The organism is Salsipaludibacter albus (genome assembly GCF_019798055.1).
Lineage (GTDB): Bacteria > Actinomycetota > Nitriliruptoria > Nitriliruptorales > Nitriliruptoraceae > Salsipaludibacter > Salsipaludibacter albus.
Genome location: NZ_JAHOPH010000003.1, coordinates 147065 through 166655, shown reverse-complemented (window position 1 = coordinate 166655; position 19591 = coordinate 147065). Strand labels below are relative to the sequence as shown.

Here is a 19591-nt window from a genome sequence, read left to right as displayed (position 1 = left end):
TGGTGCCCGTCGGTCGGATCAGTTGGCGGTGAAGTCGTCGAAGCCCCAGCCGCCCTCGAAGCCCCAGGACCCGTCGCCCTCGTAGGACTCGGTGGACGCGAGGTACTCGGCGATGTCGGCCGGCAGTGCCTGCTCGGGCACCTCGGTGTGGCCGACCTGCACCTGGCGATACTCCTTCACGCCGGTGCCGGCCGGGATCAGCTTCCCGATGATCACGTTCTCCTTGAGTCCCTGCAGCGGGTCCGAGCTGGCCTCCAGGGCCGCCTCGGTCAGCACGCGCGTGGTCTCCTGGAACGACGCCGCCGACAGCCACGAGTCCGTGGCCAGCGATGCCTTCGTGATGCCCATGAGCTGCTCGCGACCGGCAGCCGGCTGGCCGCCCTCCTCGAGCACCCGGGCGTTCTCGTTGCGGAACTTGATCCGGTCGATGTTGTCGCCGGGCAGGAAGGTCGTGTCGCCCGCGTCGACGACCGCCACGCGGCGGAACATCTGCCGGACGATCAGCTCGACGTGCTTGTCGTGGATCGGCACGCCCTGGCTGCGGTAGACCTCCTGGACCTCGGCGACCAGGTGCAGCTGCGCCGCACGGACGCCCAGCACCTCGAGGAGCTCGTGCGGGTCGATCGCGCCGGTGGTCAGCTGCTGGCCGACCTCGACCTCGGCGCCGTTGCCGATCTCGACGCTGGACACCTCGTCACGGAACAGGCGGGTGCCACGCGGGAGCTCGTACTCCTCGATCCGGTCACGGCTGCCCGAGATGGTCAGCAGGCGCTGGCCACCCTCGAGGTCCTCGATCGACACGCGTCCGGAGATCCGGGCGATCTCGGCCTTGCCCTTGGGGCTGCGAGCCTCGAACAGCTCGATGACACGGGGCAGACCCTGCGTGATGTCGTCGGCCTGGGCCACACCACCGGTGTGGAAGGTCCGCATCGTCAGCTGGGTGCCCGGCTCACCGATGGACTGGGCGGCGATGATGCCGACCGCCTCGCCGTTGTCGACCATCTCGCCGGTGGCGAGCATCTGGCCGTAGCACGCACGGCAGATCCCGACCTCGGTGTCGCAGGTCAGGACGCTGCGCACGACGACCGCGCGGTCCTCGTCGCTGTCGGCCGTGGTCTCCAGCGCCTCGCCGGTCGCGGGGTCGATCCCCTTGACCAAGACCGAACGCAGGTCACGGACCTGCTGGTCGGCCACGTGGGTGCCGGCGGCCATGAAGACCTCGTCGCTGCCCGGGAAGGTGACGTCGGTGGCGAGCACGCGGCCGTACAGGCTGGCCGAGTCACGCTCGCCGACGGTCACGCCGATCCCGCGCGCGGAACCACAGTCCTCCTCGCGGATGATCAGGCCCTGCGACACGTCCACCAGGCGCCGGGTGAGGTACCCGGAGTCGGCGGTGCGCAGCGCGGTGTCGGCCAGGCCCTTGCGTGCGCCGTGCGTCGAGATGAAGTACTCGGCGACCGACAGGCCCTCGCGGAAGTTGGACTTGATCGGGCGGGGGATGATCTCGCCCCGCGGGTTGGCGACCAGTCCACGCATGGCGGCGATCTGGCGCAGCTGGGTCATGTTGCCCCGGGCGCCGGAGTTGGCCATGACGAAGAACGGGTTGGTGACCGTGAAGTTGGCCTCCATGTCGGTCGCGACCCGGGTCGTGGCGTCGTTCCAGACGTCGATCAGCTCCTGGCGTCGCTCGGCGTCGGTGATGACACCGCGGGCGAACTGCTTCTCGATCGACTGGGCCTTGTCGTCCGCGTCGGCCAGGATGGCCGGCTTGGTGTCGGGGGTCTCGACGTCGGCGATCGCGACGGTGACACCGGCCCGGCTGGCGAACTTGTAGCCGAGGTCCTTGAGGGCGTCGAGGATCTCGACGACCTGCCACCGCTTGAACTGGTCGGTGGTGCGGTTGACGACGTCGCCGATGCCCTTCTTGGTCAGCGTGTAGTTCACGTACGGGAACTCGTCGGGCAGGATCTCGTTGATGATCGCGCGGCCCGCGGTGGTCAGGACCCGCATCGGGGCCTGCTCCTCGCGACCCTCGGCGAACGCCTCGTCGCCGGCGAACGCCTCGCTGCGCAGCTCGGGGTCGAGCTGCTTGCCACGCACGCGCAGCCACAGCCAGTCCTGCACACCCAGCGTCCGGCGGTCGATGGCCATCTCGATCTCGCCGACCGAGCTGTAGACGGGCAGGGAACCGCGGTCGACGTCGGCGGGCGGGAAGACCGCCTCGCCGGCCTCGCCCGGCTCACCCGCGGCGTAGGTCAGGTAGTAGATGCCCAGCACCATGTCCTGGGTCGGCGTCGCGATCGGACGACCGGTCGCCGGCGACAGGATGTTGTTGGACGACAGCATCAGCACGCGGGCCTCGGCCTGCGCCTCGGCACTCAGCGGCAGGTGGACCGCCATCTGGTCACCGTCGAAGTCGGCGTTGAAGGCGGTGCACACCAGCGGGTGCAGCTGGATGGCCTTGCCCTCGACCAGGGTCGGCATGAACGCCTGGATGCCCAGGCGGTGCAGGGTCGGGGCGCGGTTGAGCAGCACCGGGTGGTCCTCGATGACCTGCTCGAGGACGTCCCAGACCTGGGGGCGCTGGCGCTCGACCATGCGCTTGGCCGACTTGATGTTCTGGGCGTAGTTCTGCTCGACCAACTTCTTCATCACGAACGGCTTGAACAGCTCCAGCGCCATCTGCTTGGGCAGGCCGCACTGGTGCAGGCGCAGCTGGGGACCCACCACGATCACGGAGCGACCGGAGTAGTCCACGCGCTTGCCGAGCAGGTTCTGGCGGAACCGGCCCTGCTTGCCCTTGAGCTGGTCCGACAGCGACTTGAGCGGGCGGTTGCCCGGCCCGGTCACCGGACGGCCACGACGGCCGTTGTCGAACAACGCGTCCACGGCCTCCTGCAGCATCCGCTTCTCGTTGTTGACGATGATCTCGGGGGCACCGAGGTCGAGCAGTCGCTTGAGGCGGTTGTTGCGGTTGATGACCCGGCGGTACAGGTCGTTCAAGTCGGAGGTCGCGAAGCGGCCACCGTCCAGCTGCACCATCGGACGCAGGTCCGGCGGGATCACCGGGATGGCCTCCAGCACCATCGACGCCGGGTTGTTGTCGGTGGTGCGGAAGGCCTCGACGACCTTGAGGCGCTTGGTGGCGCGCTGCTTCTTCTGGCCCTTGGAGTCCTTGATCGTGGCGCGCAGCTCGATCGACTCGGCCTCCATGTCCATGCGCTCGAGCAGGTCACGGACACCCTCGGCGCCCATGCCACCGGTGAAGTAGTCCTCGTAGCGGTCCCGCATGTCGCGGTAGACCAGCTCCTCGTTGATCAGCATCTTGGGCTTGATCTTCTTGAAGGTGTCGTAGACCTTGTCGAGGTGCTCCTGCTCGGCCGCCGCACGCAGCGACAGCTGCTTGAGCCGCTTCTCGATCTCGCGACGCTCCTTCTTGACCACGTCTGCCTTGGCGCCCTGGGACTCCAGGTCGGCCAGGGTGACCTCGAGCTCCTCGAGCAGGTCAGCCCGGTCGATCTCGAAGAGCCGCTCGATCTCGGACTTCTCCTCGTCGATCTCGGCGCGGATGTCCGCCAGCGCGTCGTGACGCGCGTCGGTGTCGACCGACGTGATCACGTAGGACGCGAAGTAGATGATCTTCTCGAGGTCCTTGGGCGACATGTCCAGCAGGTAGCCCAGGCGGCTCGGGACACCCTTGAGGTACCAGATGTGGGTGACCGGGGCGGCCAGCTCGATGTGGCCCATGCGCTCACGCCGGACCTTGGAGCGGGTGACCTCGACGCCACAGCGCTCGCAGATGATGCCCTTGAAGCGGACCCGCTTGTACTTGCCGCAGGCGCACTCCCAGTCCTTCTGGGGACCGAAGATCTTCTCGCAGAACAAGCCGTCCTTCTCGGGCTTGAGCGTGCGGTAGTTGATGGTCTCGGGCTTCTTGACCTCGCCGTTGGACCACATGCGCACCTGGTGGGCCTCGGCCAGCGAGATGCGGAGTGCGGAGAAGTGGTTGACGTCCAGCATGAACGTGCTCCAAACCTTCGTGCGACCCGGTGGGCCGCGGGTGAACCAAACTGTTGAAAAACCGTCGTCGCCGACCCGGTGTCGCCACGACGTGGTGGCGACCCGGGTCCGGCGGGACTCAGGCGTCTGCGGTGGGCCGCTCGGGACGGGACAGGTCGATGCCCAGCGAGTTGGCGGCACCGAACTGGTCCTCGTCGCTGTCACGCAACTCGATCTCGGACCCGTCGTCGGCCAGGACCTCGACCGACAGCGCCAGGGCCTGCATCTCCTTGACCAGCACCTTGAACGACTCGGGGATGCCGGCCTCGGGGATGTTGTCGCCCTTGACGATCGCCTCGTAGACCTTCACGCGGCCGACCGTGTCGTCGGACTTGATGGTCAGCATCTCCTGCAGGGCGTAGGCGGCGCCGTAGGCCTTCAGGGCCCAGACCTCCATCTCCCCGAAGCGCTGGCCACCGAACTGGGCCTTGCCGCCCAGCGGCTGCTGGGTGATCATCGAGTACGGGCCGGTCGACCGGGCGTGGATCTTGTCGTCCACGAGGTGGTGCAGCTTGAGCATGTAGATGTAGCCCACGGTGATGGGCGCATCCACGGGCTCGCCGGTGCGGCCGTCGAACAGCTGGGCCTTGCCGTTGGGGTCGACCAGCCGCATACCCTCGTCGGTCTTGCGGGTGTTGAGCAGCAGGTCGTTGAGGGCGGTCTCGTTGGCACCGTCGAAGACCGGCGTTGCCAGGCGGACGGGGCCCTCGACGTCGGTGAGCTCGTCGCCCCAGCCGGACGCGGCGAACCAGTCCGGCACGCCGTCGAACTCCCAGCCGTTGGCAGCGGCCCACCCGAGGTGGGTCTCCAGCACCTGGCCGACGTTCATGCGCGACGGCACGCCCAGCGGGTTGAGGACGATGTCGACCGGGGTCCCGTCGGCGAGGAACGGCATGTCCTCGACCGGCAGCACCTTGGAGATGACGCCCTTGTTGCCGTGGCGACCGGCGAGCTTGTCGCCCTGGGTGATCTTGCGCTTGGTGGCGACGTAGACCCGCACGAGGTCGTTGACCCCGGGCTGCAGGTCGTCGCCCTCGATGCGCGAGAACTTCTGCACGCCGATCACGATCCCGCGGTCGCCGTGGGGCACCTTCAGCGACGTGTCACGGACCTCGCGGGCCTTCTCGCCGAAGATCGCCCGCAGCAGGCGCTCCTCGGGGGTCAGCTCGGTCTCGCCCTTGGGCGTGACCTTGCCGACCAGGATGTCGCCCGGCACGACCTCGGCGCCGATGCGGATGATGCCTTCCTCGTCGAGGTTGGCCAGCATCTCCTCGGACACGTTGGGGATGTCCCGGGTGATCTCCTCGGGGCCCAGCTTGGTCTCGCGCGCGTCCACCTCGAGCTGCTCGATGTGGATCGAGGTCAGCGCGTCCTCGCGGACCAGCCGCTCGGACAGGATGATCGCGTCCTCGTAGTTGAAGCCCTCCCACGACATGAACGCGACCAGCAGGTTGCGTCCCAGGGCGAGCTCGCCCTGGTCGGTGGACGGCCCGTCGGCCAGCGGCTGGCCAGCGGCGATGCGCTGGCCCTCGACCACGATCGGACGGTGGTTGAGGCACGTGCCCTGGTTCGAGCGCTGGAACTTGGTGAGGTAGTAGCGGTCGATGTCGTCGTCGTCGGTCTTGACGACGATGTGGTCGGCCGCGACCTCCACCACCACGCCGTCGGTGCGCGCGATGACCACGTCACCGGCGTCCTTGGCGGCCTTGTCCTCGATGCCGGTGCCGATCAGCGGTGCGTCGGCGCGCAGCAGGGGGACGGCCTGGCGCTGCATGTTGGCACCCATCAGGGCGCGGTTGGCGTCGTCGTGCTCGAGGAACGGGATCAGCGCCGCCGAGATCGACACGATCTGGCGGGGCGAGACGTCCATGTAGTCGACCAGCTTCGGCGCGATCTCGCGGACCTCGCCGCCCTTGGACCGGACCAACACGAGGTCGGCCTCGAAGTACCCGTCGTCGCCGACCGGCGCGTTGGCCTGGGCGATGACGTAGCGGTCCTCGAGGTCGGCCGTCAGGTACTCGAACTCGTCGGTGACCTCACCGTCCACCACCTTGCGGTAGGGCGTCTCGATGAAGCCGTACGGGTTGATCCGGGCATAGGTCGCCAGCGACCCGATCAGGCCGATGTTGGGGCCCTCCGGGGTCTCGATCGGGCACATGCGGCCGTAGTGGGACGGGTGCACGTCGCGGACCTCGAACCCGGCGCGCTCACGCGACAGGCCACCCGGTCCCAGCGCCGACAGGCGACGCTTGTGGGTCAGGCTGGTGAGCGGGTTGGTCTGGTCGAGGAACTGGCTCAGCTGCGAGGTGCCGAAGAACTCGCGGATCGCCGACACGACCGGACGGATGTTGATCAGGGTCTGGGGCGTGATCGCCTCCATGTCCTGGGTCGTCATCCGCTCGCGGACCACGCGCTCCATGCGCGACAGGCCGATCCGGAACTGGTTCTGGATCAGCTCGCCGACACTGCGGAGGCGGCGGTTGCCGAAGTGGTCGATGTCGTCGGTGTCGTAGCCCGACTCGCCGGCATGGAGCTTGACGAGGTAGGACATCGTGGCCAGCACGTCCTCACGGGTGAGGGTGTGGCCGTCCTGGCGCTCGAAGCCCAGCTTCTCGTACTCGTCGGACAGCTTGCCGTGCTTGACGCGACCCTCGACGTCGTTCTCGTCACCGAGGATCTTGTAGCGACCGACCCGCTGCAGGTCGTACTTCTTGGACTGGAAGTACATGCCCAGCAGGAGCTGGCCGGCCTGGTCGGCCGACGGCGGCTCGCCCGGACGCAGCTTGCGGTAGATCTCCTCCAGCGCGTTGGCCGGCGTGCGACCCGTGTTGTCCTTCTCCAGGGTCAGCGCCATGGACTCGGCGCCACCGAAGAACTCGAGGATGTCCTCGTCGGGGATCGGGGTGTTGAGCACCTCGGGCTCGGCCAGCTCGTACTGGCCGGTCTCGTCCGAGAACTCGAACGCCTGCAGGGCGCGGTACATCACCGACACGGGCTGCTTGCGCTTGCGGTCGACGCGCACGGCGACGAGGTCGCGCTTGTCGACCTCGAACTCCAGCCACGCACCACGGCCCGGGATGACCTTGCAGCCGTAGACGTCACGACCCGTCGTCTTGTCGACGGAGGTGTCGAAGTAGACGCCCGGCGAGCGGACGAGCTGCGACACGACGACGCGCTCGGTGCCGTTGACGATGAACGTGCCCTGGTCGGTCATGACCGGGAAGTCGCCCATGAAGACGGTCTGGGACTTGATGGTCCCGTCGTCCTTGTTCAGGAACTCCGCCGTGACGAAGAGCGGCTTGGCGAAGGTGTAGTCCTTCTCCTTGCACTCCTCCTCGGAGTACTTGGGCTCCTCGAAGCGGTGGTCCATGAACGACAGCGACATCTTCCCCTGGCTGTCCTCCACCGGGGAGAGCTCGTCGAAGATCTCCTGCAGACCCTCGGCGAGCAGCCAGGCGAAGGAGTCGCGCTGAATGGCGACCAGGTCGAGCTGCTCGATCGGAAGGGCCTCGCGGATCCGGGCGAAACTGAGACGATCGGTGACGGTGGCCAACGGGGACCTCCTGGAGGTCGAGCCAAACTTGGCGGCAGGGGTGGACGGGATGCATCCGTCGCGGACGGGGTTGCCGAACGACTCGCGACCCTGATTCGGCGGGGGGCGGCATGGCATGCGCGTTCAGCGCACGATGAGGCACCACGAAGAGCGGGAGCGAGTGCTGGGCGGGACTACGAAACCGACTTCAACGAGAACACGCTCCCGCGCAGGCAGGGCTGCGGGAGCGGAAAACCGCGAAATTGGAGTGTGAGCGTGTCAGATCACCACGAATGCGACGGCGGGGCTACGGCGGACTGGACAGCATACCCCGAATGGCCCTCGACGCCAACTCTTCCTTGACAGGTGTGGCCGGGCAGGCTAGAGGGCCCCACCCGGCCACGCGCCTGTCCGGCCGAACGCGCAGGGCGCGTCGGGCCGGTGGATCGCGATCAGGTCACCAGCATCACGATGACGATGATGAGGATGATGGCGATGAGAATGCCGATGAGGCTGCGGGGCATGGTGACGTCCTTGTTGGTTGGGAATCACGTCGACGATCAACCGTAGACGGTCGCAGGGCGGCATCCGTTGGCCGGTCGGCCACCCCACGATCGGCCTTGACGGCGGGCTCCGCACCATCTCGTTGCATGCCAGGCCCCTCGGAAGCCTGGGTTGCGCCGGCGACGGACCGTTCCGGCCCGGGTCCGTCCTGCGCCGGCCCACCGACGGCGACGAGGGGCGGCCCCGGTCGGGACCGCCCCTCGTCGTGGTGCCGTGGTTTCAGCTCACTTCAGCTCGACGGAACCGCCGGCCTCCTCGAGCTTGGCCTTGGCGTCCTCGGCGGCGTCCTTGGCGACGCCCTCGAGCACGGCCTTGGGAGCGGACTCGACCAGCTCCTTGGCCTCCTTCAGGCCCAGGGAGGTCAGCGAACGGACCTCCTTGATGACCTGGATCTTCTTGTCGCCGGCGGCGGTCAGGACGACGTCGAACTCGTCCTTCTCCTCCTCGGCCTCGGCACCGGCAGCGGCACCGCCGCCGGCAGCAACGGCGACCGGGGCCGCCGCGGAGACCTCGAAGGTCTCCTCGAACTTCTTGACGAGCTCGGAGAGCTCCATGAGCGTGAGGTCCTTGAAGGCCTCGATCAACTCGTCGGTGGTCAGCTTCGCCATGATGGCGTCCCTTCTCGCAGCGTGGTCGCCGCGTTCGTGCGATGTCGTGGTGGGTCGGGGTGGGGGTTGTTCTGTCGTCGTCACGTCGCGTTCGGCGCGTCGATCAGCTCTCGTCGGCGTCGGACTCGTCGGCGTCGGACTCGTCGGAAGCTTCCGGCTCGTCGTCCGCCTCGGCGGTGGGCTCGTCGGCAGCAGCCTCGGGCTCGTCGTCCGTGGTCGCCACGGGCTCGTCCGCGTCCGCATTCGCGTCGTCGGCAGCCGCCTCCGGCTCGTCGGCGTCGGCGTCGGCAGCAGCCTCGGGCTCGTCGTCCGTGGTCGCCGCGGCGGCCTGGTCGGCCGCCTCGGTGGCCTCGGCCCCGTCACCGCCGGCGAAACCGCCGGCGTCGACCAGGGCCTGCAGCAGACGTGCCTGCTTCTCGGGCAGGGCAGCGAGCAGGCGAGCGGTGTTGGCGAGTGCCCCGTGCATGAGCCCGGCGAGCCGGGTCAGCAGGTCCTCGCGCGACTCGAGGTCGGCAAGCTTGAGCGCCGCGTCGGCGTCCAGCACTCCACCCTCCAGGAAGCCACCCTTGAACTCGAGCTGGGGGTGGTCCTTGGTGAAGGCCTTCAGCGCCTTGGCGGGCCCGACGGGGTCGTCGGCGCAGAACACCAGGGCGGTCGGGCCGACGAGCATCTCGTCGAGGCCCTCCACGCCCGCGTCGTGCATCGCACGACGGATCAGCGTGTTCTTGCTGACGCGGTAGCTCGCGTTGGCCTTGCGCAGTTCGGCTCGCAGTTCGGCGAGCTCACCCACGGTCAGGCCGCGATAGTTGGTCAGCAGCAGCGCCGCCGAGGACTCGAAACGGTCCTTGACGTCGGCGACGGCAGCAACCTTGTCAGGTCGTGCCACATCGTCTCCGTTCGGTTCACGACCGTCGGACGACCCGGGAACGACGAAACCCCTGCGGGGAGACGCAGGGGCGGAAGGTCGCGATCGACCAACCCTCGTGCGGGCGGCGTCGCGTGTCCACACCTGCGTCGGCCGTTCGGTGTCCGTCCCGTCCGCGTCGACATGACGTGGGGAGTGGGGAGGACCCGAGCCTTCGACCTGCCGGATGGCAGGCGACCAACGGTCTCTGGCAATGTTCGTGCCAGCATACCGGGGGCTCGGCGACGCCGTCGAGGCGACCCCCGTCCACCGGCCGTCGGTCCCACTCCCGCGACCGCAGGCTCCCCTAGTCTCGACCACGCCGGAGCGCGCTCCACCGCGGGCCCGCACACCGGATCCCCCGACCACTGGGCCTTCGCGTGACCACCTTCAGTGCCAACGACACGTCCACGGCCGTCGTGCGTGCCGAACGGCAACGCATCTGGGAGGTGCTGACCGACCCGGACCTGCTGGCCGACCTGACGCCGTTGGTCCGCCGCATCGAGGCCGACGGGAACACCTGGGTCTGGCACCTCGCCGGGATCAAGGGGCTGGGCATGGAGGTCGCCCCGGTCTTCACCGAGACGATGGAGTTCACGCCCCCCGAGCGGATCGACTACGCGCACACGCCGGCGCCCGGCCGCAACGAGTGGGCCGGAGCCGACGGCTGGTACGAACTCGAGGATCACCCGACCGGCACGACCGTGTCCATCTCGATCACCCTCCACGTCGACCTGCCCCTGCCCCGGCTGTCCACCCGCGCCGTCGAGGGTGTCATGAAGCAGGCGATGACCCGGACCGGCGACGCCTTCGCCCGCAACCTCGACGCCGAACTGGGGATCACCTAGCCCCGGACGTCGGGTGTGCTTCCCGCCCCAGCATCCCGGAGCGATCCGCACACTCGACGAGGCAGATGGGCTTCGAAGGTCACGCAGCGTCGGTCGTCGACGAGGTTCGCTGGAGGTGGGCGAGGAGTTCGGTGACGGCGGCGCGGCCGGCGCGGTTGGCGCCCACGGTGCTGGCGGAGGGGCCGTAGCCGACCAGGTGGACGCGCGGGTCGGCGACGACGCGGGTGCCGTCCATCCTCACGCCACCGTGCCGCGTCCGCAGGTCCAGTGGTGCGAGGTGGTCCAGGGCCCAGCGGAAGCCCGTCGCCCAGACGATCGCGTCGGCGTCGAACCGGTCGGTGACGCGGTCCGCCTCGTCGGTCCACGCCACGCCGTCGTGGGTGACGAGGTCGAACATCGGGCGACGATCGAGGTGTCCGGCGGCCCGCAGGCCACGGACCCGCTCGGTCAGGGGCAGGCCGGTCTCGGCGACGACCGACCGCGGCCGCAGGCCGGCCCGCACCCGCGCATCGACCCGTGCCACGACCTCGCGTCCGTGCTCGCTCGTGAACTCCCGGGTGCGCCAGCGGGGTGGCCGCCGAGTCACCCAGCACGTGGTGGCGCCCACCCCGGCCAGCTCGTCGAGGTGGCCCAGGGCGGAGATGCCGCCGCCCACGACCACGACACGCGCGCCGGCGAACGCGGCCCCGCCGGGCCAGTCGTGGGTGTGGAGCTGGCGGCCGGCGAAGTCGGCGGCGCCCGGCACCGTCGGCCAGAACGGACGGGTCCAGGTGCCGGTCGCGTTGACCAGCCCGCGCGTGCCCAGGCGCTGTCCGTCGGCCAGCTCGATCGCCAACCAACCGTCCGTGGCGTCGTGCACTGCGTCGACGCGGACGGGCCGGCGCACCTGCAGGTCGAACTGCTGCTCGAAGCGGGCGAAGTAGTCCGGCAGGACCACGTTGGCCCGGGCGGCAGGATCCGGCGCTGGCAGGTCGAGGCCCGGAAGGGCGAAGATCCCGTTGACCCGCGCCATGGTCAGGGTGTCCCAACGCTCGCGCCAGGCACCGCCGGGGCCGTCCGCGGCGTCGAGCACGGCCATGTCGCGCCCCGGCACCAGCCCGCGGCGCACGAGGTGCCGGGCGGTGGACAGGCCCGCCTGGCCCGCGCCGACCACCACCACGTCGAAGGTCTCGTCGAAGTCACGCATGCACCGGTCAACGTGGACGGGCCGGGTCCACATTCCGCGGTCTGCCGCGTGCGGGAGACCGCACACAGCGGGGGCCTGCACGGTCCGCGCACCTCGCCGGCGAGGTCCTGACAACGACGATGCGACATGGCACACTGCGCGCACCAGAGAGAGGAGGTGGTCCATTTGAACAGCAGTTGTTTCCATGGGACCCTGGAGGTGGCCGGGCGCTAGCGGCGCTTCGCCTACAACGCCGCTCCCCCGACGAGGGGATGGTGGCGACTCCAACCCGGACCACCGGCTCGTGAGGCTTGAAGGAACTGGTCCCGCCTGAACGCACCGAGGTCGTCGGCAACGCCGCGGCCCCGCCGTCACCGCCGCACGAGGACGAACCACGTCGGGCCCGACCACACGGTCGGGCCCGACGCTCGTTCGTGGAGCCCTCGGTCAGCCAGACGTGCCGATCGCGGCGTAACGGGTCTCGAGGAACTCCCAGATCCCCTCGCTGCCGCCCTCGCGCCCCAGCCCGGACTGTTTGACACCGCCGAACGGCGCCGCCGGGTCCGAGACCAGGCCACGGTTGATCCCGACCATCCCGGTGTCGAGCCGGTCGACCAGGTCCAGCGCTCGGTCGAGGTCGCGGGTGAACACGTAGGACACCAGCCCGTGGATGGTGTCGTTGGCCATGGCGATGGCCTCGTCGGTGTCGTCGAAGGTGCTGATCGCGGCGACCGGCCCGAAGATCTCGTCGTGGTTGAGGTCGGCACCCCGGTCCACGTCGGCCAGGACCGTCGGGGGATAGAACCAGCCCACACCGTCGGGGCGCTCGCCGCCGACCACCACTCGTGCACTGCGGTCCAACGCGTCCCCGACGAGCCGCTCGACCTTGTCGCGGGCGGCGCGGTCGACGAGCGGGCCGACCTGCACCGACTCGTCCAGGCCCGGCCCGACCACCATGTCCCGCATCCGCTCGGCGAGGCCGGCCGTGAAGTCGTCGGCCACGGCGCGGTGCACCAGGAACCGGTTGGCCGCCGTGCACGCCTGGCCGGTGTTGCGGAGCTTGGCGTCCATCGCACCGTCCAGCGCGACGTCGAGGTCGGCGTCGTCGAACACCACGAACGGGGCGTTGCCACCCAGCTCCATCGAGGTCCGCAACACCTGGTCCGCCGCGCTGCGCAGGAGCAGGCGACCGACGTCGGTCGAGCCGGTGAAGGTCAGCTTCCGCACGCCGGGGTGGTGCAGGAGGGCGTCGACGACCGGGCCGGGGTTGCTGGTGTTGAGCACGTTGACGACCCCGTCGGGGGCACCGACCTCGCCCAGCAGGTCGGCCAGGGCCAGTGAGCACAGCGGCGTCTGCTCGGCGGGCTTGAGCACCGTGGTGCAGCCGGCGGCGATGGCCGGGGCCAGCTTGCGCGCCCCCATCGCCATCGGGAAGTTCCACGGCGTGACGGCCACGGTCGGTCCGACCGGGCGAGGCGAGACCAGCACGCGGTTGGCGCCGCTGGGCGCGATTCCGTAGCGGCCCTCGATGCGGAGGGCCTCCTGGGAGAACCAGCGGAGGAACTCGGCGGCGTAGGCGATCTCGCCACGCGCCTCGGCCAGCGGCTTGCCCATCTCGAAGGTCATCATCGCCGCGAGGTCGTCCTGTCGGTCCATCAGCGCCGTGAACGCACGCATCAGGAGGTCGCTGCGCTCCCGCGGCGAGCTCGCACCCCAGGCCGGCTGGGCCGCGACCGCGGCGTCCATCGCCGCCACGGCATCCTCGGGCGTGGCCTCCGCGACGCTGGCGACCACGTCGCCGGTGGCGGGGTCGAGCACGTCGAGCTCGTCACCGGCCGAACCGGGACGCCACTCACCACCGATCAGCAGGCCGGTGGGCGTGGCGGCGACCGTGGCGGCGGCACGGTCCCGGTTGCGGGCCGTCGTCGGCGCGTCGAGGGTCTCCATCGCGGTTCCTCTTGGTGGCGGTCGAGCCGATGGGTCGCAGGACCTGGCGGACGTCGCCGCCGGCGCGGTCCCCTCCCCGGCTCGGGCGCCGAACCTAGCAGCGCCCCGCGGACGCCCTCGCACGGCCTCCCGAAACTCGTTGCCCGTCACGCCCTCATGGGCAACGTCCAAGCCCTAGGGTTGCCCCGATGTGGTCGGTCGCCACACGAACCCTGGGAGCCACGCATGAGCACGACGAGCACGACCTCGGAGAACTCCACCTGGACCAGTGTCCGCACGCGCGTCCAGAAATTCGGCACGGCGCTGTCGAACATGATCATGCCCAACATCGGCGCGTTCATCGCCTGGGGCCTGATCACGGCGTTGTTCATCGAGGTGGGCTGGTTCCCGGTCCCCGAACTGGGCGGCTTCGGCGAGAACGCCGACGGGGTGGCCCACGTCGGGCTGGTCGGCCCGATGATCACCTACATGCTGCCGATCATGATCGCCCACTCGGGTGGGGCGATGGTGTACGGCACCCGTGGCGCCGTGGTCGGTGTCATCGCGACCATGGGCGTCATCGTGGGATCCGACGTCCCGATGTTCATCGGGGCGATGGGCATGGGGCCGCTGGGTGGCTGGCTCATCAAGAAGTGGGACGGGCTGGTCCACCACCGGATCCGGCCCGGGTTCGAGATGCTGGTCAACAACTTCTCGGCCGGGATCCTGGGCGGGATCCTGGCGGTCTTCGGCTTCTACATCATCGGCCCGCTGGTCACCGGCTTCAGTGACTTCGCCGCCGAGGTGGTCAACACCCTGGTCAACAACGGGCTGCTCCCGCTGACCTCGGTCTTCATCGAGCCCGCCAAGATCCTGTTCCTCAACAACGCGATCAACCACGGCATCCTGACCCCGCTCGGCACCGCCGAGGTGGCCGAGGCCGGCAAGTCCGTGCTGTTCCTGCTCGAGGCCAACCCCGGACCGGGCCTGGGCATCCTGCTGGGCTACTGGATCGCGGGCACGGGCGTCGCCAAGGCATCGGCCCCGGGCGCCATCATCATCCAGTTCTTCGGGGGGATCCACGAGATCTACTTCCCGTACGTGCTCATGAAGCCGATCCTGGTGCTGGCGGCCATCGCCGGTGGCATGACCGGCGTGTTCATCAACGTGCTCTTCAGCACCGGCCTCGTGGGGCCGGCGGCACCGGGATCGATCTTCGCGGTGTGGGCGGTGGCTGCCCGCGGCGACATCCTCTGGATCACCGTGTCGGTGCTTGCCGCGGCCGCGGTCTCGGGGGCGCTGACCGTCTTCCTGCTGCGGGTCACCAAGGACGTCGACGGCGACCTGGCCAGCGCCACGTCCGACATGGAGACGATGAAGGGCAAGAAGTCGTCGGTGGCCGGCGTGCTGACCGGGACGGACGCGATCGCCGAGCACGACGAGCCGATCCGCCGGATCGTGTTCGCCTGCGACGCCGGCATGGGGTCGTCGGCCATGGGTGCCTCGCTGCTGCGCCGGAAGGTGCACGGTGCCGGCTACGACGACGTCGAGGTGACCAACAAGGCCATCTCGGACCTGCAGGACGACTGGGACCTGGTGGTCAGCCACCAGGACCTCACCCCGCGCGCCGCACAGAAGACGGGCTCGGCGGTGCACGTGTCGGTCGACGACTTCATGAACTCGCCGAAGTACGACGAGATCGTCGAGATGATCCGCCAGCAGCGCGAGGGCGGCGGCGGGGGCGCGACCGGCGGTGCCGCCGCCGGCGCGGCCACGGCGACCGCCGTGCGCACCGACACCCAGGCGGCGACCCAGACCGACACGACGACCGAGACCCAGACCGGCCCACCGGTGCTCACCACGGACACGATCGTGATGGACGGTGTGGCCAACGACAGCGACGCCGCGATCGACGAAGCTGGCGCCCTGCTCATGCACACGGGTGCGATCGAGGAGGGCTACATCGACGCGATGCACCAGCGCGAGGCGTCGACCTCGACGGCGATGGGCAACGGCCTGGCCATCCCGCACGGCACCAACGAGGCCAAGGGCATGGTCGAGCGCACGGTCATGTCGGTCGTGAAGTATCCCCAGGGCCTGGACTGGAACGGCAAGCCGGTCACGTGGGTGGTCGGGATCGCCGGCCGGGGCAACGAGCACCTCAGCCTGCTGGCCGCCATCGCGGGCATCTTCACCGACGACGACGAGCTCGCCCGGCTGAACGCCGCGACCACCCCGCAGGAGGTCCTCGACATCTTCGAGCAGGCCGTCGTCTGATGTCGGCCGTCCACTTCGGCGCCGGCAACATCGGGCGCGGGTTCGTCGGGCTCCTGCTCGACCGGGCCGGCCACGACCTGGTGTTCGCCGACGTCGACGGCGACCTGATCGCTGCCCTCGGCGATGCGGACTCCTACGAGGTCCACGAGGTCGGCCGGGAACCGGCCACCCACACGGTCGACGGCTTCCGGGCCGTGCACTCCGCCGAGCAGGCCGACGAGCTGGTCGCCGAGATCGCGGCCGCCGACATCGTCACCACCGCGGTCGGGGCGCACGTGCTGGTCCACCTCGCCCCGGCCATCGCGGACGGGATCGCCGCACGGTCACCCGAGGCGCCACGCCTGGCCGTCCTGGCCTGCGAGAACGCCATCAACGCCACCGACATCCTGCAGGGCCACGTCGAGGAGGCGTGGGTGACCGCCGGCCACGACGGCGACCTGCACGACCGGGCGCTGTTCGCCAACACGGCCGTGGACCGCATCGTGCCCGACCAGGATCCGGGCCTGGACGTCGCGGTCGAGCCCTACCTCGAGTGGGTCGTGGACCGCACCCCGTTCGCGGGCGCCGTGCCCGACATCCCGGGCGTGACCTGGGTGGACGACCTCGGGCCCTACATCGAGCGCAAGCTGTTCACGGTCAACACCGGACATGCCACGACCGCCTGGTTCGGCCATGCTGTCGGCATCGAGCGGATCGCCGACGCGCTGGCCGACGACGACGTGGCCAGCCGGGTCCGGGCGGTGCTGGACGAGACCGCCGCGCTGGTGGTCGCCAAGCACGGCATCGATCCCGAGGTGCAGGCCGCCTACGTCGACAGGATCCTCGACCGGTTCGCCAACCCGCACCTGCCCGACACCACCGCGCGGGTCGGCCGGGCACCGTTGCGCAAGCTGTCCCGCAACGAGCGCTTCGTCAGTCCGGCGTCCCAGCTCGCCGAGCGCGGGATGGACCACGACGCGCTGGTCACCGCGATGGGTGCCGGCCTGGACTTCGACGCGCCCGACGACCCCGAGGCCGCCGAGCTCGCGCAGGTGCTGGACGAGCACGACGCCGACGCCGTCGTGGACCAGGTCATGGGCATCCCCACCGACCACCCCCTCCACGCCGAGCTCGTCGACCTGGTCGCCACGCACCAGGCCCGCTGACCAGCCCCACCGACACGACGAGGGCCCCCGCCGATCCGGCGGGGGCCCTCTGTCGATTGCCTCACCTCATGCAGCCCGCAGAACGAGCACAGCGAGTTCTCAAACGTGACCGAGCGAAGCGAGTCAGGCCTCTTCATCCTCGACCAGGTCGCGCGAGGCGGCCGGGTCGAGCGGGATGGACGGCGACGCCGAGGTCGACACGGCCACCGTGCGCAGGTACCGGCCCTTGGCGGACGCGGGACGCTGGCGCAGGAGCTCGTCGAGCAGGGCGGTGTAGTTGTCCATCAGCTGGTCGACGGTGAACGAGGCCTTCCCCAGGACGGTGTGGACGTTGCCCTGGCGGTCGGTGCGGTACTCGACCCGACCGGCCTTGATCTCCTTGACGGCCTTGGCGACGTCCATCGTCACGGTGCCGGACTTCGGGTTGGGCATCAGGCCACGCGGGCCCAGCACCTTCCCCAGCCGTCCGAGCTTGCCCATCTGGTCGGGCGTGGCGATGATCGCGTCCAGGTCGTCGATGAGGTCACCGGCCTGGAGCTGCTCGACCAGTTCGTCGGTGCCGACGTGGTCGGCCCCGGCCTCGGTCGCCTCCAGTGCCTTGGCACCACCCGCGACGACGGCGACCGTGGCGGTCTTGCCGATGCCGTGGGGCAGGCCCACGGAGCCACGGACCATCTGGTCGGCCTTGCGGGGGTCGACCCCCAGCCGGAACGCGCACTCGACCGTGGGGTCGTAGCTCGCGCCGTTGATCTCCTTGAGCAGCGAGAACGCCTTGGCGGGGCCATACAGGTGGCCGTCCTCCAGGCGTGCCTGGGCTGCGCGGTACTTCTTCCCGTGCTTCGCCATCGTCATGCCCCCTTCACGGTGATGCCCATCGAGCGGGCGGTGCCCTCGATGATCTTCATGGCGCCGTCGACGTCGATGGCGTTGAGGTCGGGCATCTTCTTCTCGGCGATGTCGCGGACCTGGTCCTTGGTGACCGTGCCGACCTTGTTGAGGTTCGGCTCACCGGACCCCGACTTCAGCCCGGCCGCCTTCAGCAGCAGCTGGGCCGCCGGCGGCGTCTTGGTGATGAAGGTGAAGGAGCGGTCCTCGTAGACCGTGATCTCGACCGGGATGATGTCCCCGGACTGCTGCTGCGTGCGCTCGTTGAACGCCTTGCAGAACTCCATGATGTTGACGCCGTGCTGGCCCAGCGCCGGACCCACGGGGGGTGCGGGGTTGGCCTGCCCGGCAGGGATCTGCAGCTTGATGAAGCCGCTGACTTTCTTGGACATGGTGCGTGTTCTCCTCGTGGTGCAGACGGGTCCGCCGGTCGGCGGCTCCCTCCCACGGTCGGGGCGCGCCCTGCGGGCGCATTCACGTTGCTCGCCAGGGGCTCACAACGTGGGTGGTCGGTGTTCGTGTGGAGTCGATCAGGTGATCTTCGCCACCTGGTCGAAGGGCATCTCGAGCGGGGTCTCGCGGCCGAAGACGCTGACCATCACGCGCAGCTTGGCCTGGTCGAGGTTGATCTCGGCGATGGTGCCGGTGAAGTCCGCGAACGGTCCGGAGGTGACCCGGATGGTCTCGCCGACCTCGAGGTCGATCTCGGCGACCTGCGACTTCGCGGTCTCCTCCTCGGTCTCGTCACCCTCGGACTCCTCTTCGAGCCGGTCCGGGATCTTGAGCGTCGCGGCGACCTCGCGCAGCGACAGCGGGACCGGCTTGGAGGCGGTGGCACCCACGAAGCCGGTGACGGCCGGGGTGTGGCGGACGATGTTCCAGGTCTCGTCGTCGAGGTCCATGCGGATCAGGACGTAGCCGGGGAGGAACTTCTTCTCCGACGTCTGCTTCTTGCCCTTCTTGAACTCCGTGACCTCCTCGGTGGGGATCACGAGCTCGTAGATCCGGTCCTCGGCGGCCAGCGCCTCGATCCGGTTGGTGAGGTTGTCCTTGACCCGCTGCTCGTAGCCCGAGTAGGTGTGCACGACGTACCAGTCGCCGGGCAGCCGGATCAGGTCCCGCCGGTCGCGCACGTCGGCCATGGACTCCGGACGGCGGCGGACCACCGGCTCCTCGGCCGCTTCGTCGTCGCCGTCCTCGGGCGTCGTGGCATCGTCGCCGTCGGAGGCGTCGTCGGCGTCGTCGGCGTCGGCCTCGGGGGCAGCGGCCGTCTCGTCGTCCGCAGGGGTGTCGTCGTCCGCACCTGCCAGACCCAGCAGCGCGTCGAGGTCGTCGCCGTCGTCGGTGGGAGCGTCGTCGGTGGGAGCGTCGTCGGTGGGAGCGTCGTCAGCGTCGTCCGCCGCGACCTCGTCGTCGTCGTCGGCCGCGGGCGCATCGTCCTCCACGGCACCCACGACGTCGTCTGCGGCCAGGTCGTCGCCGACCGAGTCGACCACCTCGTCGGTGGGCGCGTCGTCGCCGGCCGGCTGCTCGCCGACGTCCTCCGACGGCTGGGAGACGGCCGGGTCCTGGGCGTCGTCCATGACGGACGTCGCGTCGTCGGTGGCGTCCTCGGACACGGCCGGGTCGACCACGTCGGTGGCCTCGGCGGTGGTGTCGGAATCAGTCACGTGGATCT

General features: G+C 69.6%; 11 protein-coding genes and 1 pseudogene. 3 read left to right on the top strand and 9 right to left on the bottom strand.

All coding sequences use genetic code 11. The annotated features are described in order from the left end of the window. Positions 1 to 18 precede the first annotated feature (18 nt). The 4 genes and pseudogenes from KR546_RS03510 to rplJ form a co-directional block, all read right to left on the bottom strand. Positions 19 to 4020 (bottom strand): DNA-directed RNA polymerase subunit beta', encoded by a 4002-nt coding sequence (locus KR546_RS03510; RefSeq protein ID WP_238443313.1) that lies wholly within the window; start codon positions 4018 to 4020, stop codon positions 19 to 21. A gap of 118 nt (positions 4021 to 4138) precedes the next feature. Continuing rightward, on the bottom strand, positions 4139 to 7729 hold the full coding sequence (gene rpoB / locus KR546_RS03505; RefSeq protein ID WP_420804235.1) for a DNA-directed RNA polymerase subunit beta: 3591 nt from the start codon (positions 7727 to 7729) through the stop codon (positions 4139 to 4141). Positions 7730 to 8379: 650 nt separating this feature from the next. Next, the gene (gene rplL, locus KR546_RS03500; protein ID WP_238443311.1) at positions 8380 to 8763 is read right to left on the bottom strand and encodes a 50S ribosomal protein L7/L12; all 384 of its coding nucleotides are present in this window, start codon (positions 8761 to 8763) and stop codon (positions 8380 to 8382) included. Between the two features lie 283 nt (positions 8764 to 9046). Further along, positions 9047 to 9649 (bottom strand): annotated as a pseudogene (rplJ, locus tag KR546_RS03495) (50S ribosomal protein L10); the annotation flags it as partial. A 398-nt stretch (positions 9650 to 10047) separates the two neighbouring features. Here rplJ and KR546_RS03490 point away from each other — a divergent pair. After that, positions 10048 to 10515, top strand: coding sequence for an SRPBCC family protein (locus KR546_RS03490; protein WP_238443309.1), 468 nt, complete (start codon positions 10048 to 10050; stop codon positions 10513 to 10515). A 79-nt stretch (positions 10516 to 10594) separates the two neighbouring features. Here the strand turns inward: KR546_RS03490 and KR546_RS03485 are convergent, their stop codons facing one another. Both KR546_RS03485 and KR546_RS03480 read right to left on the bottom strand, forming a co-directional pair. Beyond that, positions 10595 to 11701: an FAD-dependent oxidoreductase gene (locus KR546_RS03485; RefSeq protein ID WP_238443308.1), complete on the bottom strand. Its 1107-nt coding sequence runs from the start codon at positions 11699 to 11701 to the stop codon at positions 10595 to 10597. A gap of 426 nt (positions 11702 to 12127) precedes the next feature. Next, positions 12128 to 13627 carry an NAD-dependent succinate-semialdehyde dehydrogenase gene (locus tag KR546_RS03480; RefSeq protein WP_238443307.1) on the bottom strand — a complete coding sequence of 500 codons (1500 nt, stop codon included), beginning with the start codon at positions 13625 to 13627 and terminating at the stop codon, positions 12128 to 12130. A gap of 225 nt (positions 13628 to 13852) precedes the next feature. Here KR546_RS03480 and KR546_RS03475 point away from each other — a divergent pair, with 225 nt between their 5' ends. Together KR546_RS03475 and KR546_RS03470 are read left to right on the top strand one after the other, a co-directional pair. Beyond that, a complete protein-coding gene (locus KR546_RS03475; protein ID WP_238443306.1) occupies positions 13853 to 15883 on the top strand; it encodes a PTS mannitol transporter subunit IICBA in 2031 nt (676 codons plus the stop codon). Further along, positions 15883 to 17028: a mannitol-1-phosphate 5-dehydrogenase gene (locus KR546_RS03470; RefSeq protein ID WP_238443305.1), complete on the top strand. Its 1146-nt coding sequence runs from the start codon at positions 15883 to 15885 to the stop codon at positions 17026 to 17028. The genes KR546_RS03475 and KR546_RS03470 overlap by 1 nt, the downstream gene beginning before the upstream one ends. A 123-nt stretch (positions 17029 to 17151) precedes the next feature. Here KR546_RS03470 and rplA read toward each other — a convergent pair whose 3' ends face one another. The 3 genes from rplA to nusG all read right to left on the bottom strand — a co-directional run bounded on the left by rplA (position 17152) and on the right by nusG (position 19583). Beyond that, positions 17152 to 17874 (bottom strand): 50S ribosomal protein L1, encoded by a 723-nt coding sequence (rplA, locus tag KR546_RS03465; RefSeq protein WP_238443304.1) that lies wholly within the window; start codon positions 17872 to 17874, stop codon positions 17152 to 17154. Positions 17875 to 17876: 2 nt separating this feature from the next. Next, a complete protein-coding gene (gene rplK / locus KR546_RS03460; RefSeq protein WP_238443303.1) occupies positions 17877 to 18305 on the bottom strand; it encodes a 50S ribosomal protein L11 in 429 nt (142 codons plus the stop codon). Between the two features lie 138 nt (positions 18306 to 18443). Next, complete coding sequence (gene nusG / locus KR546_RS19550; protein WP_238443302.1) at positions 18444 to 19583, bottom strand: transcription termination/antitermination protein NusG; 1140 nt, start codon at positions 19581 to 19583, stop codon at positions 18444 to 18446. Between the last annotated feature and the right edge of the window lie 8 nt (positions 19584 to 19591).